The organism is Thermodesulfobacteriota bacterium, assembly GCA_040754335.1.
Lineage (GTDB): Bacteria > Desulfobacterota_D > UBA1144 > Nemesobacterales > UBA2774 > 2-12-FULL-53-21.
In genome coordinates this window covers 100,190-114,750 of the sequence record JBFMCV010000005.1, presented here as the reverse complement: position 1 = coordinate 114,750, position 14,561 = coordinate 100,190, and the positions used below count along the sequence as shown (strand labels likewise).

Here is a 14,561-nt window from a genome sequence, read left to right as displayed (position 1 = left end):
CGGATGTTCCAGTACTGGACTCTTGCATAAAAGGTATTAAGTTATTGTTATAAAGACATATTATTCGGTAAGGAATGAAAGCTTGGGCAGTCTTTTATGATCAAGAAGGATTAACAATTAAGTTCCCGGCTGGGGTAATTCGGATCATGATTATAAGCAAAATCCCCCCCATTAGTGGAACTTATAATTCTAGGGTATAATAAACGCATCTATTAACACGAGAAAATATCTAGTCAATTAATCAACAATTCCTAAAAAACAATTCTTGATGCTTGATTCGGTCATTTTCCACAACAGGAGAAATGCAGCATGGAAGCGGATTATCGCATGAAAACATTTGAAAGTTTCGGTTTATCCGAAAGGACGCTCGGCGTCCTCACGCAAAAGGGGTACGAGGTACCGACCAAGATACAGGAGCTAGTCATTCCGGTCGTAATGGAGGGGGACGACGACATAGTCGCCCAGGCACAGACAGGTACGGGCAAGACGGCTGCGTTCGGTATCCCGCTCGTCGAGCTACTTCCTGAGAAGTCGAGGACGGTCCAGGCTCTTGTGCTCACGCCCACGCGCGAGCTCGCCATACAGGTCGCGGAGGAGATAAATTCCTTAAAGGGCTGGAAGGAGCTAAGCATCATCCCCGTTTACGGCGGGCAGTCGATGAGCTTCCAGCTGAGGAGCCTCAGAAAAGGCGTCGACGTCGTCGTCGGGACGCCGGGCAGGATACTCGACCATCTCCGGCAAGGGACGCTCAGGCTCGACAGTATCTCATACCTTATCCTCGACGAGGCGGACGAGATGCTCGATATGGGGTTTATAGACGACGTGCGCGAGATAATCGGCTACACCGGGCCCAACAAGCGCACGATGCTCTTTTCCGCTACCATGCCTCACGAGGTCATTCAGATCGCCAAAAGCTACATGCGCACCTACGAGACCCTCAAGGTCGAACAGGAGCAGCTCACCGTCAGCCAGACCGACCAGATATATTTCGAGGTCGCGAACGCGGACAAGTTCGAGGCCTTATGCAGGATTATCGACATAGAAGAAGAATTTTACGGCCTCGTCTTTTGCAGGACCAAGGTGGACGCGGACAAGGTTGCGGGAAAGCTGATGAAGCGGGGCTACGACGCTGACGCGCTCCACGGCGATATGTCGCAGAACCAGAGGGAGAGGACGCTCAACAAGTTCAAGAACCGGCAGCTCAATATCCTAGTTGCCACGGACGTTGCGGCGAGGGGCATAGACGTCCAGAACCTCACGCATGTGATAAATTACGCCCTCCCTCAGGACTCCAAATCATACGTGCACAGGGTTGGACGTACCGGGCGCGCCGGCAAGGAAGGTAACGCCATAACGTTCATCACCCCCGAAGAGTACAGGAAGCTCAAGTTCATAAGCAGGGAAACGAAGACGGATATCCGCAAGGCGAAGCTCCCCCGCGTTAAGGACGTGATAGAGACGAGGAAGAAGAGGGTGAAGTCGGAGCTCGAAAATATTTTCAGCACCCCTCCGGGCGTTGAGTATTACGAGCTCTCGAAGGAGCTCCTCGATGGCAAGAACCCTGTGGATATTATAGCGTCCCTCCTCCATCACACATTCAAGGACGAGCTCGACGAGAAGAACTACACCGAGATCGGGGACGCGGTCGTGGACATGAAGGGCAAAACCCGCCTATTCGTTACGAGGGGCAGGCAGCACAGGCTCACTCCCAAGAAGCTCGTGGATTTCATACGGAACAAGTGCAGCATCAACAGCGACAAGATAAACGACATAAGGATCCACGATAAATTCTCGTTCGTGACTCTGCCGTTCCATGAAGCCGAGGTATTACTTTCGTATTTCAAGGAAAGGAAGAAGGGCCCGGAGCCTTTCATAATGAAGGCCAAAGAGACGCGCGAGCATGTTTAAGCTCTTCTCGTCCGGGTGCTGACGGCCGTATCGTTTACCCGATGTCCTTGACCATAAGAAGCGCGTATCCCGTGTAGTGAATGAGCTCGTGAGGGACTACCTCTTCCCGCATTACTTCATAAAACCCGTGACGCTCGTAGAGCCTTTTCGCCCCTTCGTTCTGCTCGAACACTATGAGACTTATCTGAGGGAGGCCGTGCCCGAGTGCCTTTTCAGCGGCAAGCTCCAGAAACCTCGCCCCTATCCCCCTCCCTCTGTATTCATGGAGAACAGCGACCCCCATGATGTAGTAGCAGTTGTCTCTCTCGAGCTTTGCATAGGGTACTAAGACCGGGTCGGGCTCGTTCGACGCGTTAGGGCCGTCGGGCAGATACATCGGGAACGCGACGAGCATGCCAATGACCTCGCCTTCCAGCTCCGCCACGACGCAGTTCTTGTAGCTGAACGGTAATTCTTCGTTCGAATACCGCCTTTCGCCCACATCGAGAATGTCCTCTCCCGGCCGGGCGAGCGTCGTCCATATATAGTCCGATAGCCCGTCTGAGGAGATGCTGTAGAGACGCGCGATAGTCATGCACTCGCTCTTTGCCGCCGGGCGGAACGTAACTTTGTCCAAAAAATTTTCAGTCACTATTTATTCCGGGAGTTACGCTTGAGCTCCTTATGCCTGAAACATTCGGTCGTGTGGTCGTTTACCAAACCTGCCGCCTGCATATATGCGTAGCATATGGTGGAGCCTACGAAATTGAACCCTCTCTTTTTCATATCCTTGCTCATGGCGTCAGACTCGGACGTCCTCGCGGGGATCTCTTTCAGGGACTTCCAGGTGTTATGTATTGTTTTTCCATCCACGAACTGCCATATGAATTCATCGAAAGTCCCGAACTCTTCCCTCACGTCGAGGAGCGCCCTCGCATTCTGTACCGCGGAGTTTACTTTCAGCTTGTTCCTGATTATGCCGGGGTTCTGGAGAAGCTCAGCAATTTTTTTATCCTTGTAGCGCGCTACCTTCACGAAATCGAAGTTGTCGAACGCTTCGCGGTAGGCTTCTCTTTTTCTGAGCACCGTCTGCCAGCTGAGGCCCGCCTGGGCGCCGTCGAGCACTATAAATTCGAAGTGCTTGCGGTCATCATGCACCGGCACGCCCCACTCGTTATCGTGATATTCGATCATAAGCGGGTCTGTTATGCACCATCCGCACCTGTTCATCATTTTCTGTCTCCTCTTTCTTACTCCCTGTCGCGGTTGACCGTTCCGGGCGAGAAGGCGGGTATGCATACTGCTATGTACCTGGCACCGCCTGGCCGGGGTGTGCTGTACCTCACCCATTCGCCGGGGTCGGCGATGACCGCCTGTCCCGCATTTACTTCGAGAACGCCCCCTTCGTGCTCTACTATGAGTGTCCCTTCCAGAACGACGGTCACTTCCTGAAACTCGGGTCGCTGCCCTGGCTCCTTCCAGCCTTCGGGCGACGTCATTCGCGCGATGCTGACTTCCGTATGGCCGGAATTAACCCTTCCCGCGAATTCCTCGATCTTTTTCGGCTTATTCCCCGCGGCTTCGATGATAGTCGGCTTTTCGATCAGTATAGGCATCGGGTTTGCACTCCCGGCGTCGGCTCTTCTGACTGTTCATGAAAAATATATCCGTTCATTACACTGAATATAAATAAGATAACAATTGTTAGCAAGAACGGATGCCCGTGCTGAGGCTCGATAAATGCGGTTGTATAAACAGGGTATCAAAATTACACTTTATTTACGAGGACCGGATGATAAATCCGGGAAATTGAATCGGTTGTTCACGGAGGTTTCTCAATGACGAAAAGAATTTCTGGCTCATTGATCGTATTGCTGTTGCTCGCTTCGATGAATGTAGCGCCCGCGCATTCGAACGGCTCACCTCAGTGGGTGACGGGGGAAGTGGTGTCGGTTGTCGTAAACCAGGATACGGGGCTCCTCAGCCTGAGACTACCAGGGGGCGAGCTGATGAGTATTACATCGAAGCCAACTCTGCTGGCCGGGATTCGGATCGGGGATGTCGTAACCGTGCAGATCGTCGATGGATGGGCGCAAATAATAAACATCGCCGAGGACAAAGTCCCGGCGACACCAAGGCCCGAGAAAAAGGAAAGCGGCGTGCAGTGGGTCCCCGGCGAAATCGTATATATTCAGGAAGGCGCTTACGACAGCCTGATCAGCGTAAGGATGTCGGACAATACAATCTTCAACATCTCGACGCCGAACGACCTGTTAAAGGGAATAAAGGTAGGCGACAATGTGATAGTGAAGGTCTTCCGCGGCTGGGCGCAGTCGGTCACGAAGAAGTAGAAATTAGTTATCAGAAGGCACCGGCGGCAGGTTTGGCGATGGGAAACGGGAATATTGCCCGAATCCATTTCACTCCGTCCGGCATCAAAATAAACAGTTAACCCCGCACATCCTATACCATCCTCCTTCATGGAGAAGAGGCCCTTTGATTTCAGAAGGGCTTCTTTTTATTGGATTTCTTTAATCGTTTCTCTAGCGATCACGTTCCTCTGTATCTCCGAAGTCCCTTCGTATATCTCCGTTATCTTCGCGTCCCTGAAAAACCTCTCGACCGGATAATCCACTGTGTACCCGTACCCGCCGTGTATCTGTATTGCCTTAGTTGTCACCCACATTGCAGTCTCGGAGGAAAAAAGCTTCGCCATCGCCGATTTTTTTGAATAATTCTCCTTTCTGTCCTTCATGACCGCCGACTGCCAGGTAAGGAGCCTCGAAGCCTCGATCCTCGTAGCCATATCGGCTATCATGAACTGGAGCCCCTGGAAGTTCGATATCGCCTTGCCGAATGCCTTCCTCTCCTTCGCATACCTGACCGACTCTTCCAATGCCGCCCTGGCTATACCCACGGCCTGCGCCGCCACACCTATCCGCCCGCCGTCGAGTGTCGCCATCGCGATCCTGAAACCCTCGCCTTCTTCGCCGAGGAGGGCCGTATCGGGCACCTTGCAGTCTTCGAAAAATATCTGCGCGGTGCTTGACGCCTTTATACCGAGCTTGTGCTCGAGCTTCCCGATCTTCACCCCGGGCGTATCCATGTCGACGATGAAAGCGGATATGCCGTGGTGTTTCTCCGAAGGGTCCGTAGCGGCTAACAGAATCATTACGTCCGCTTCCGCCCCGTTCGTTATCCAGGATTTCGTTCCGTTTATGACATAGTACTTCCCCTTCTTCGCCGCGGACGTCCTCATGCTTGCGGGGTCCGAGCCCGCTTCGGGTTCGCTCAGCGCGAAGCAGCCGAGCTTCTTACCGCACGCGAGGTCGGGCAGGTAGGAGCGCTTCTGGTCCTCCGAGCCGAAAGCAAGTATAGGGTCGCAGACGAGGGAGTTGTTGACGGACATGATGATCGCGGTCGAGGCGCAGGATACGGCTATTTCCTCGAGCGCTATGACGTACGTGAGGCAGTCGAACCCGCTCCCGCCATATTCCTCGGGCACCATGATCCCCAGGAAGCCCAGCTCGCCGAGCTTGTCTATCAGCTCCTTAGGGAACCTGCCCTCCCTGTCTAGCATTGCCGCAACGGGCCTGATCTTGTTGGCCGAAAATTCCTTTGCCGTCTTTTGTATCAGGTCCTGTTCTTCCGTAAGCTTGACGATCGACATCCTATCGTACCTCCCCTTGTTTCATTCCCTACCGAGCGCTCGCTCGCTTTAAATTATAGAAACATTCAGTGTCCGTGTCAAGGGCTTTATGAGATCGACTTTAGAATGAGATCCGTCTGGATTCTGATGTAGTTTTTGAGTGTGTAGTCCTTCTGGATAGACCAGCGCCTGAACGCCCACATCTGCCCCTGCACCATTATATTTTCGGCGACTATCCTTGCGGTGTTCCTGTCTATTTTGAATACCTTTTCACTTATGCCGCTTGAGATAATGTCCTCGAAGATAGCGACCAGCTCTTTTTCAGCCGAGAGTATGTAGTTCCTGTCCGTGCGGTTGAGCGATTTCGTTTCCTGATACAGGAGGAGCGAATAGTCCTGTATCTCGTCTATGATCGTAAAGTAGTCCCTGATCGCGTTTTTCAGGTTCTCCCTTGCGTCCTTCTTGCCGACGAGCGAGCTCTGGAGCTTGTCGCTCACGCTCTTGTGTATGTGGTCGCAGACGAGGAACAGGATGTCCTCCTTCGTCCTGATATAATCGTAGAGCGCCCCCATGCTCATGCCGAACTCTTTCGCTATCTCCCGTACAGTGGTCTTGTGGAACCCTTTTTTAACGAACAGCTCGACGGCGGCGTTCACGAGCTCCTGCCTCCTGACGTTGATCAGGTCCTTGTCCTTTATGTTGGACGCTATCCGTGTCTTTGATTCGTTCATGGTGTCTCTGCCTTCTGAAAGAGCATGAATATTCCGGAGACGGCTGAACCCCGGGAAAAATGTAACGACGGGTAATTTTACTTTATTATGAACGATATATTTAGTTTTTCTGCTCGTTTCTCCGTCTTATAATGAATCCGTTGGAGCTCTGACACCGTATATTACCACAAGGCTCATTCTATATCAGGGGGTTACTCATTATGATTACCACGAAAATCGGGTTGTTCCTAATCATGGCACTCACGGTCTTCACGCTTGCCGGACCAGCCGGAGTCTCACTCGCGGCGACCGATTTGAAGTTGAACCCTTCGCTAGACTACACGAGCGACTCCAACGACGGCCCGTTGATTACGGGAGACGGCCTCTCCGACGGCTCTCTCAGGAAAGGGACCCCCGCCTATGTCATCTTTTATCACCGCGAGTGCTATAACTCCAAGCGCCAGGCCAAGCGCACGGTCGAGCTCTACGAGAAATACATGGGGAAAGTCGATTTCATAATAGTCGACCTCGATACGAAGTTATCGAAGGAGCAGGAAGCGCTGAGAGGGAGATTCTACAGAAATTACATCCCCCACGTAACCGTCATAGATTCCGACGGCGAGGCCGTATACGACAAGAGCGGGGAAGTCGACACGGACAGGATATCGCTCATTCTGGACGGGCTCCTCTAGTGGTTTTTGCCGCTTTCACCAGCGTAGAATGTGTGCGTGATCCGAAGCCGCTTCCTTCTTGGGTTAGGGGATTACGCAGCAGCTTTCGGCAGTGATTTGGTTTACACAGCGCTCCCCTTTTTCGAAATCGGAAATATTGGAAAGCGTCGTCTCGGCGATTGCCCGGAGAGCCTCCCGCGTAAAGAACGCCTGATGCCCGGTTATCAGCACGTTGGGGAAGGTGAGGAGGCGGGCGAACACGTCGTCCTGTATGACCTCGTTGGATAAGTCCTCAAAGAACAGGTCTCCTTCCTCCTCGTAGACATCGAGTCCCAGGTACCCGATCTTGCCGGATTTTAATGCATCTATTACCGCTTTAGTGTCGATTACCGCCCCCCGGCTCGTATTTATGAGCATGACCCCTTTCTTCATCTTCGCCAGCGCTTTTGAGTCAATCAGGTGATGCGTTTCAGGGTTTAGCGGGCAATGCAGGCTTATGATGTCCGACTCTTCATAGAGTCCCGAGGGATCTGTGTAACCGACCCCGATCGCTTCACATTCGGGGTTGGGATATGGATCGTATGCCAGAACTGTGCATCCGAACCCCTTCAGTATTTTCGCCAATGCAAACCCTATCTTGCCCGTGCCGATGATGCCGAATGTTTTATCATGCAGGTTGAAGCCGAGGAGCCCTTCGAGTGAAAAGTTCCCTTCCCTGACCCTGGCGTAGGCACGGTGCACCTTCCGGTTGAGCGACAGGATCAGCGCTACCGTGTGCTCTGCTACGGCCTCGGGCGAGTACGACGGGACCCTGACCACAGTTATACCTGATTCGGCAGCCGCGAACAGATCGACGTTATTGAAACCCGCACAGCGGAGAGCGACCAGTCTCGTTCCGTGTTCTCTCAGGGACTTAAGGACATCGGCATTCAAAGTATCGTTTACGAAAACGCAGACCCCGCCGAATCCGGAGGCCAATGAGCAGGTCTCATACATCAGGTGCGGCTCGAAGAAAACCAGTTCGTGACCGAACCGGGCGTTGGCGGCTTTCAGAAATTCGCGGTCGTATGATTTCGTGCTGAATACCGCTATCTTCATTCACACCATTTTATCAAATCATAGTAACGGATTCTATCAAGCGTTTGCCCGCTTACTTAAACGGGTTAAGCGTATTGAGGTCGGTGAGCGTATCGATCAGCTTCGGTTTCTCGACGAGGAGCCTGTACTGCATCAATCTCAAAATCGAGGATAGGTCTTTCCACTCGGACATGAGGGACTCGTGCCCGGTCACGACCTCTTTTGCTTCCCGTATGCTTTCATGCAGGTAGTCGGAAAAAGTCTTTTCGGATATCTCGTTCTCGAGCGACTCTATTATCTTGGGCAGCTCGTCCTTCTCAAGCCATATCCCCCTGCATTCGGGGCAATAGTTTATCTCGACTCCCGTGTGCCCGTACTCGATTCCTACGGTGTTGGCGGCGCATGAGGGGCACTTGAGGTCAGTCTCCCTCGATTTGAATTTCTCCGGATGCTTCCATATCTCGAAATCGAGCCAGTTGATGTTGGGGTCGGCCGCTTCCTCGGCCTTGCCCAGCTCCTCCGCGTCGAGCCAGACGCCCTTACAAGACTCGCATTCATCGACGTCTATAGGCCCCAAGGCCTTCGTTTGAAGCTCTTTACCGCATTTAGGACACTTTCTCATGTTATCTCCGGGATTTTAGAAATTTTCGACGTCGACCACGCGGTCGGCCATAAAGTACAGGAATACGCAGTCGTATGTGAGCCCCTTATCCGTCTCGCAGCTGTATATCCATTTTTCATCATACCTGCCCTTCTCGCCCGTCGTATCCTTCTGCCACGGGTCTCCGTAAGAAGCGATAATCTGCTCTTTCGTCATGCCCTTCAAGTCGCTCCCGCCGAGGACGGCTTTAAGGAGCACGTTCCCGCTGGATTTACTGCCGCCCTGGGCGATCACGGTCGGGATCTCGGCGGAGAATGAGGGCGCGCTTAATAATGAGAAACAGAACAGGAATAGAATGACTGTAAGTGATTTGCTTTTCCTGAGAAGTGAGCGCGGGAAGGACATGTATTTATTCTCCTAGTTTTATTTGGGATGATCTACTGCTTCAGATTCTTTTATAATTATAAGCCTGAAATTGAATAAAGTTAGTTACTTTCCTATCCGAACTCGAACCCCAGCTTGCCGTCCTTTACCACTATCCTCACGCTGCCTCCGCCGGAGGCCAGATTACCGAACAGTATCTCCTGCGTGAGCTTCTGCGTGATCTCGCTGTCTATGAACCGCTGTATGGGCCTCGCCCCGAGCTGCTTGTCGTAACCCTTTTCCGCGATAAAAGTCCTCGCCTCGGGCGTGAGCTCTACCGAGACCTTCTTGACCTTGAGCCTATCTGCTAACTGCCCGACCATCTTGTCGACGATCTTCTCGACCACTTCTTTAGAGAGCGAGTTGAAGTGGAGCACTGCGTTAAGCCTGTTCCTGAACTCAGGGCTAAAGTACCTCTCTATCGCCTGGACGCTCTTGTCCTCGAATTCGTCCTTCTCGAACCCGACGGTCCTCTGGCTGCTCTCCCTCGATCCCGTGTTCGTGGTTAATATGAGAACTATCTGCCTGAAGTCCACCTTCCTGCCGTTAGAGTCGGTGAGCGTCGCATGGTCCATCACCTGTAAGAGAACGTTGAATATGTCCTCGTGAGCTTTCTCTATCTCGTCCAGGAGCAGCACCGCGTGGGGCTTCTGATGGACTGCTTCGGTGAGCTGTCCGCCCTCTTCGTACCCGACGTATCCGGGCGGCGACCCTATGAGGCGGGAGACCGTGTGCTTCTCCATGTACTCGCTCATGTCGAAGCGGATGAACTCGATTCCGAGCGCCTCGGCTAGCTGCTTCGCGAGCTCCGTCTTGCCGACCCCTGTAGGCCCTGCGAACATGAAGCTCCCGACCGGCTTCATCGGCTCGCTCAAGCCGGAGCGGGACATCTGTATCGCCGTGACAAGCTTGTCGACGGCTTCGTCCTGGCCGTATATGACCTTCTTCAAGTCGTCCGCAAGGGTCATGAGCCTGTTCCTGTCGTCGACCTTCACGGTGCGGGTCGGTATCTTGGCTATCTTCGAGACGAGCGTCTCTATGTCCTTGACCGTGACCTGTCTTACCGCGGCTCCTGCGGACCTGAGCTTCACTTCGGCCCCCGCTTCGTCTATAAGGTCTATGGCTTTATCAGGGAGTCTCCTGTCGTTCATGTATTTAGCCGAGAGCTCGACTGCGGCTTTGAGCGCCGGCGTTGAATATTTGACCTTGTGAAAATCCTCGTAGTATTTCTTGAGACCGAGGAGGATCTTCACGCATTCCTCCTGGCTCGGCTCGTAAACGTCTATCCTCTGGAACCTGCGCGCTAGCGCGTGGTCTTTCTCGAACACGCTCCTGTATTCCTTGAGCGTGGTCGTGCCTATGCATCTTATCTCGCCGTTGGATAACGCGGGCTTGAGCATGTTTGACGCGTCGAGAGTGCCCCCCGAAACGGCTCCCGCGCCTATCACCGTGTGTATCTCGTCTATGAACAGTATCTTTTTCTCGTCCCCTCTCACGGAGTCTATAATGGCCTTGAGCCTCTCCTCGAAGTCCCCTCTATATCGCGTACCCGCCGTGAGCGACCCCATATCGAGCGCGTAGATAGAGGTCTTTTCGAGCGCACTCGGGACCTCGCCTCGTGCTATCCTGAGAGAGAGACCTTCGGCGATCGCCGTCTTCCCGACTCCCGCGTCCCCGACGAAAATAGGGTTGTTCTTCCTCCTCCTCGCCAGTATGTGTACGGTGCGGTCTATTTCCGACTCGCGTCCGATGAGCGGATCGAGCCTGCCTTCGCGGGCCTTTTGAACGAGGTCGGTGCAGAACTCTCCCAGGGGGTCTTTGGGTTTCTGCTGTGTCTCGGTATCTGTCTTCGCGATGCTGGTCGATTTTCCACGCTTCGAGTATTTAGAGCCTCCGTGCGATATATACTGGACTATGTCGTAGCGGCTTACGCCCTGCTCGGTCAGGAGATAAACGGCGTGGGACTCGTCCACCCTGAACATCGCCACGAGTATGTTCCCCCCGTCTATCTGCGATTTGTCAGCCGATTCCGCGTGCATCGCCGCGAGTCTCAGAACGAACTGGCTACCAGCCGAATACTGCGGCTCCGGCAGGTATTCGGAATCTATGGGGGGCATGTTCTCTTCGAAGAAGTCCTCGATCCTCGACCTCAGGCTGTCGAGGTCGACGCCGCAGCCGGCCAGCACGTCGCCCGCGTCGGGGTCGTATGTCAGCTCCAGCAGTATGTGCTCGAGCGTGATAAACTCGTGCCTTCTTTCTTTAGCCTGCTTGTATGCCCTTTTGAGCGTCTCTTCGAGATCTCTTGAAAGCGTCATTCTTCTTCACCGCCCGTTTCCACCTCAAGTATGCACTTCAAAGGGTGTTCGTACTGCTTGGCCAGCTTGTCCACCTGTATGATCTTCGTGGTCGCCACGTCGTAAGTGTATACGCCGACCATGCTCTGTCCCGAGGTATGCGCCTCTAGCATTATTCTCGTCGATTCGTCCTGGCTCTTGTAGAAGACTCTCATCAAAACCCAGACTACGAATTCCCTCGGAGTGTAGTCGTCGTTGAGGAGTACTATCCTGTACATGTCGGGCCTCTTGAGCTTGGCCCTCTCTTCCGTGAGGAGCTCTCCTTCCCAATCCCAGGATTTTATTTTTCCGTCTTCCATGACTTCCCGCCTCGGACGATGTATTGCTTATTGTAACTAATTTTTACGACCGGGGCCTTCTCAATTTTTACGACCGAAGCTCCCCGCATGTTTCTCGCCTAGGCCTCCGATTTTTAGCTCATGCGGTACTACCGAATAAATTATAGCCTTAATAATTTTCTGTCTACTCGCCGTGCAGGTACTTGAGGGGCGACTGCATGTTGTAGTGCGCGATGAGGTTCTCCGTGTACGCCCTTTCCCTCTTCAGATACTTGTCTATAGCGCCGCTCGCCCCCTCATGCATGATGAGATGCGAGCTGTAAGTCGGCACCGCGGCGAATCCCCTTAAAAATTTATGCTCTCCCTGCGCTCCGGCTTCAAAAATATCGATTCCGTTTCTTATAGAATAATCTATTAATCTGTAGAAACAACACTCGAAATGGAGATTCCTGTAGTTGTGAATAGTCCCCCAGTAACGCCCGAAGAGCCTGTTGTTTTTTACGATGTTAAAGGTCCCGCCTACCCACCTTTTACCGTCGTTCGCCATGACGAGCACGAGGCGTTCCCTGAAATTTTCGAACATGAGGTCGAAGAATTCCCTGTTCAGATATGCGCTCCCCCATTTCCTCGAATGCGTGTCCGTATAGAATTCCCAGATCGCATCCATATGCTCCCTGTTTATAGCGTCCTTCTCGATGACCTGGATATCGAGCCCTTCGTCCTCGAGCGATTTCCTCTCTTTCCTTATTTGTTTTTTCCTGCCGGAGCGTATGTCCGAAAGAAAATCCTCGAAGGAATTATAGCCTCTGTTCTTCCAGTGGTACTGGTGCGTGATCCTCGTGAGGAACCCCATATTTTCGAGGAAAGCGCACTCCTCGCCTGTGAGAAAGAGAAAATGTATTGAAGAACACCTCTCCTCGGCGGAGAGCTCCTTAAGGCGGTCGACCATGATCCCGGCGCATTCTTCGAACGGGTATTCGGGATGAACGGAGATGCGCGTTCCGGTCGCCGGAGTGAACGGGATCGCGACTACCATCTTCGGGTAGTATCGGAGTCTCGCATTCTCGAACGCCCTCGCCCATTCCCAGTCGAAAATGTACTCGCCGTACGAGTCGACTTTGATGTAGCCGGTGACCGCTCCTATTATCCTTTCGGCGTCGTATAGAACGATGTGTCTCGGGTTCCATGCGGTGCGCGGGCCGACGCATCCCGATTTCTCCATCGCTTCAAGGAACTCGTATTCGAGGAACGGGTTTTCACCGTCTATGACCTCGTTATAGAGGTCCCTGTCGATACACTCTATGGACTCGTGTACGGCCAATCGGTAGCCTTTGGTCATCTCGGTCATACCGCTTCGTTATATCGCGTATCCCGTTTCCGGGCCGTGCTTGAAATTAGTATAACACCTCGGCCAAATGAAGCCGCCCGGTTTCTCGAAGACCGTTATCCAGCGGGCTAATATGGGTCTCCATTTTGTCCGGAGCGGCTAGTGAAGAGGGGCGCGCAGGAACGGGGAAAGCGTTTAATACCGGCCGGGTCCGCCTTCTCGGCCGTAAATCGGGGCGCGCCCGCCTGACTTATTGACAACGGATCGGATAAAGTGAGATAATGGTAAATATCAACGCAGCTGTTCCTATTCCATAGCTGTTCCAGCCGAGGCGGAGGATGGGTATTATATTTTATTTGCATGCCGGGAGGGGATGCCGCGCTCTCATTTCCATTCTCGTGGTCTCGTCCCTCGCTGTCCTGATGATAGAGCCGAGTCGGCTTATCCCGGAGGCCTCCGCGCAGGATTCGGGGAGCACGGTGGATGTCTTCTTTAACCTGAACGAGCACGGGGTAGGGCCCGGGGACGAGGCGGGTCTCGACGACTATGTTAAAGCGCTCAAGAACGACCCCGGCCTGGTGATCGTCATCGACGGGTATTCGGACATCACGGGCGAGGAGCAATATAACCTCAACCTGTCGAGGCTGAGGGCGGAGGCTGTCAGGGAGTTTTACATCGGCCGCGGTATAGAGCCCTCAAGGATAAAGACGCGCGGCAACGGGAAGACCGACAAGTTCGACAGCGGCATAGACGAGGAGTCCCTCAAGAGGAACAGGAGGGTGCGGGTTACGGTCGAATCCGGTCCCGCACGAAAGACGCTGTCTTCCGAGACCCCGGCTGCGAGCGTAGCCGAGAAGCCGGCTGCACCCGCACCGGCGATCCCGCCCCCCGAAGAAGAGATTGAGGAGGAGGTTGCAATCGAAGATACACCTCAGCCCGAGCCTGCCGCGGAGCCTCCGGTACCTGCGATAACCGAGCTGTCTTCGCCCCCGCCTGATCTGGAAAAGGCTATAGGTGATTTCATGAGGAAGCTTGCGCCGGGGCGGGTGGTGTTCGATGCCCCCGCTGAAATGAATATAGGGGAGTCATACGACGTCGAGGTCGATCTTTCGTATTCGTTTTTGAAGGGGATCTCCGACAGTCTTAACGGCATGAGCGGAGAGGGGTTCGATAAGGTCAGGCTAGGGCAGAACGTCGGGCTCAGTCTTAACGGGCCCGGGTTCGACATACGCCCTGTGACCGAAACGGGAGGCGTCGAGGAGGTGTTTCCTGTGGAGGATACAGGAATAACGAAGCTCGTAACCGAGAATTCGACACCCAAATGGAGGTGGAAAGTAACTCCTATGACGAGCGGCTACAAGTCTCTCCTTCTGTCCGTCGAGGTTATGGCGGAGGACGCCGAATACAACGAAATGGTGAATGAATATCTCCTCTTCCAGAGGGTCATAGATGTGAAGCCTGATTTTATTTTTACACTTTCGAGAAGCTACTGGATTATGGTCTTCTTTATTGTAATAGTCGTTGCGGTCGTGGGCTGGGTATTAATAAAGAAGGTAAGGATCGGCTGAGATTATAAGCCGGAGG

15 protein-coding genes are annotated in these 14,561 nt (G+C 53.3%); 4 read left to right on the top strand and 11 right to left on the bottom strand.

Annotated elements, in window-relative coordinates; all coding sequences use genetic code 11:
* The first annotated feature begins 327 nt into the window (after window positions 1-327).
* Entirely contained in the window at window positions 328-1,908 is a 1,581-nt protein-coding gene (locus AB1598_11450) for a DEAD/DEAH box helicase (protein ID MEW6145622.1), read from the top strand.
* Between the two features lie 34 nt (window positions 1,909-1,942).
* On the opposite strand, the gene AB1598_11445 is transcribed toward AB1598_11450, so the two are convergent.
* Genes AB1598_11445 through AB1598_11435 form a run of 3 tightly spaced genes read right to left on the bottom strand, consistent with a single transcriptional unit; the run spans window position 1,943 to window position 3,503 of the window.
* Window positions 1,943-2,524 carry a GNAT family N-acetyltransferase gene (locus tag AB1598_11445; GenBank protein ID MEW6145621.1) on the bottom strand — a complete coding sequence of 194 codons (582 nt, stop codon included), beginning with the start codon at window positions 2,522-2,524 and terminating at the stop codon, window positions 1,943-1,945.
* A 14-nt stretch (window positions 2,525-2,538) separates the two neighbouring features.
* Window positions 2,539-3,120: a DNA-3-methyladenine glycosylase I gene (locus tag AB1598_11440; protein ID MEW6145620.1), complete on the bottom strand. Its 582-nt coding sequence runs from the start codon at window positions 3,118-3,120 to the stop codon at window positions 2,539-2,541.
* Window positions 3,121-3,137: 17 nt separating this feature from the next.
* On the bottom strand, window positions 3,138-3,503 hold the full coding sequence (locus tag AB1598_11435; protein MEW6145619.1) for a cupin domain-containing protein: 366 nt from the start codon (window positions 3,501-3,503) through the stop codon (window positions 3,138-3,140).
* 222 nt (window positions 3,504-3,725) lie between these two features.
* Here AB1598_11435 and AB1598_11430 point away from each other — a divergent pair, with 222 nt between their 5' ends.
* Window positions 3,726-4,238 carry a hypothetical protein gene (locus tag AB1598_11430; protein ID MEW6145618.1) on the top strand — a complete coding sequence of 171 codons (513 nt, stop codon included), beginning with the start codon at window positions 3,726-3,728 and terminating at the stop codon, window positions 4,236-4,238.
* 167 nt (window positions 4,239-4,405) lie between these two features.
* On the opposite strand, the gene AB1598_11425 is transcribed toward AB1598_11430, so the two are convergent.
* Both AB1598_11425 and AB1598_11420 read right to left on the bottom strand, forming a co-directional pair.
* The gene (locus AB1598_11425; protein ID MEW6145617.1) at window positions 4,406-5,557 is read right to left on the bottom strand and encodes an acyl-CoA dehydrogenase; all 1,152 of its coding nucleotides are present in this window, start codon (window positions 5,555-5,557) and stop codon (window positions 4,406-4,408) included.
* Between the two features lie 86 nt (window positions 5,558-5,643).
* Window positions 5,644-6,267 carry a TetR/AcrR family transcriptional regulator gene (locus tag AB1598_11420; GenBank protein ID MEW6145616.1) on the bottom strand — a complete coding sequence of 208 codons (624 nt, stop codon included), beginning with the start codon at window positions 6,265-6,267 and terminating at the stop codon, window positions 5,644-5,646.
* Between the two features lie 200 nt (window positions 6,268-6,467).
* On the opposite strand from AB1598_11420, the gene AB1598_11415 reads away from it, so the two are divergent.
* On the top strand, window positions 6,468-6,938 hold the full coding sequence (locus tag AB1598_11415) for a hypothetical protein (GenBank protein ID MEW6145615.1): 471 nt from the start codon (window positions 6,468-6,470) through the stop codon (window positions 6,936-6,938).
* 63 nt (window positions 6,939-7,001) lie between these two features.
* Here AB1598_11415 and AB1598_11410 read toward each other — a convergent pair whose 3' ends face one another.
* From AB1598_11410 to AB1598_11385, 6 genes are all read right to left on the bottom strand, one after another.
* A complete protein-coding gene (locus AB1598_11410) occupies window positions 7,002-8,015 on the bottom strand; it encodes a 2-hydroxyacid dehydrogenase (GenBank protein MEW6145614.1) in 1,014 nt (337 codons plus the stop codon).
* Between the two features lie 52 nt (window positions 8,016-8,067).
* Window positions 8,068-8,616 (bottom strand): zf-TFIIB domain-containing protein, encoded by a 549-nt coding sequence (locus tag AB1598_11405; GenBank protein MEW6145613.1) that lies wholly within the window; start codon window positions 8,614-8,616, stop codon window positions 8,068-8,070.
* A 15-nt stretch (window positions 8,617-8,631) separates the two neighbouring features.
* The gene (locus AB1598_11400) at window positions 8,632-9,000 is read right to left on the bottom strand and encodes a hypothetical protein (protein MEW6145612.1); all 369 of its coding nucleotides are present in this window, start codon (window positions 8,998-9,000) and stop codon (window positions 8,632-8,634) included.
* A gap of 92 nt (window positions 9,001-9,092) precedes the next feature.
* Window positions 9,093-11,333 carry an ATP-dependent Clp protease ATP-binding subunit ClpA gene (clpA, locus tag AB1598_11395; protein MEW6145611.1) on the bottom strand — a complete coding sequence of 747 codons (2,241 nt, stop codon included), beginning with the start codon at window positions 11,331-11,333 and terminating at the stop codon, window positions 9,093-9,095.
* On the bottom strand, window positions 11,330-11,671 hold the full coding sequence (gene clpS / locus AB1598_11390) for an ATP-dependent Clp protease adapter ClpS (protein MEW6145610.1): 342 nt from the start codon (window positions 11,669-11,671) through the stop codon (window positions 11,330-11,332). The genes clpA and clpS overlap by 4 nt, the downstream gene beginning before the upstream one ends.
* A gap of 163 nt (window positions 11,672-11,834) precedes the next feature.
* Window positions 11,835-12,989 (bottom strand): GNAT family N-acetyltransferase, encoded by a 1,155-nt coding sequence (locus AB1598_11385; protein ID MEW6145609.1) that lies wholly within the window; start codon window positions 12,987-12,989, stop codon window positions 11,835-11,837.
* Between the two features lie 326 nt (window positions 12,990-13,315).
* On the opposite strand from AB1598_11385, the gene AB1598_11380 reads away from it, so the two are divergent.
* The gene (locus tag AB1598_11380) at window positions 13,316-14,545 is read left to right on the top strand and encodes an OmpA family protein (protein ID MEW6145608.1); all 1,230 of its coding nucleotides are present in this window, start codon (window positions 13,316-13,318) and stop codon (window positions 14,543-14,545) included.
* Window positions 14,546-14,561: the final 16 nt, after the last annotated feature.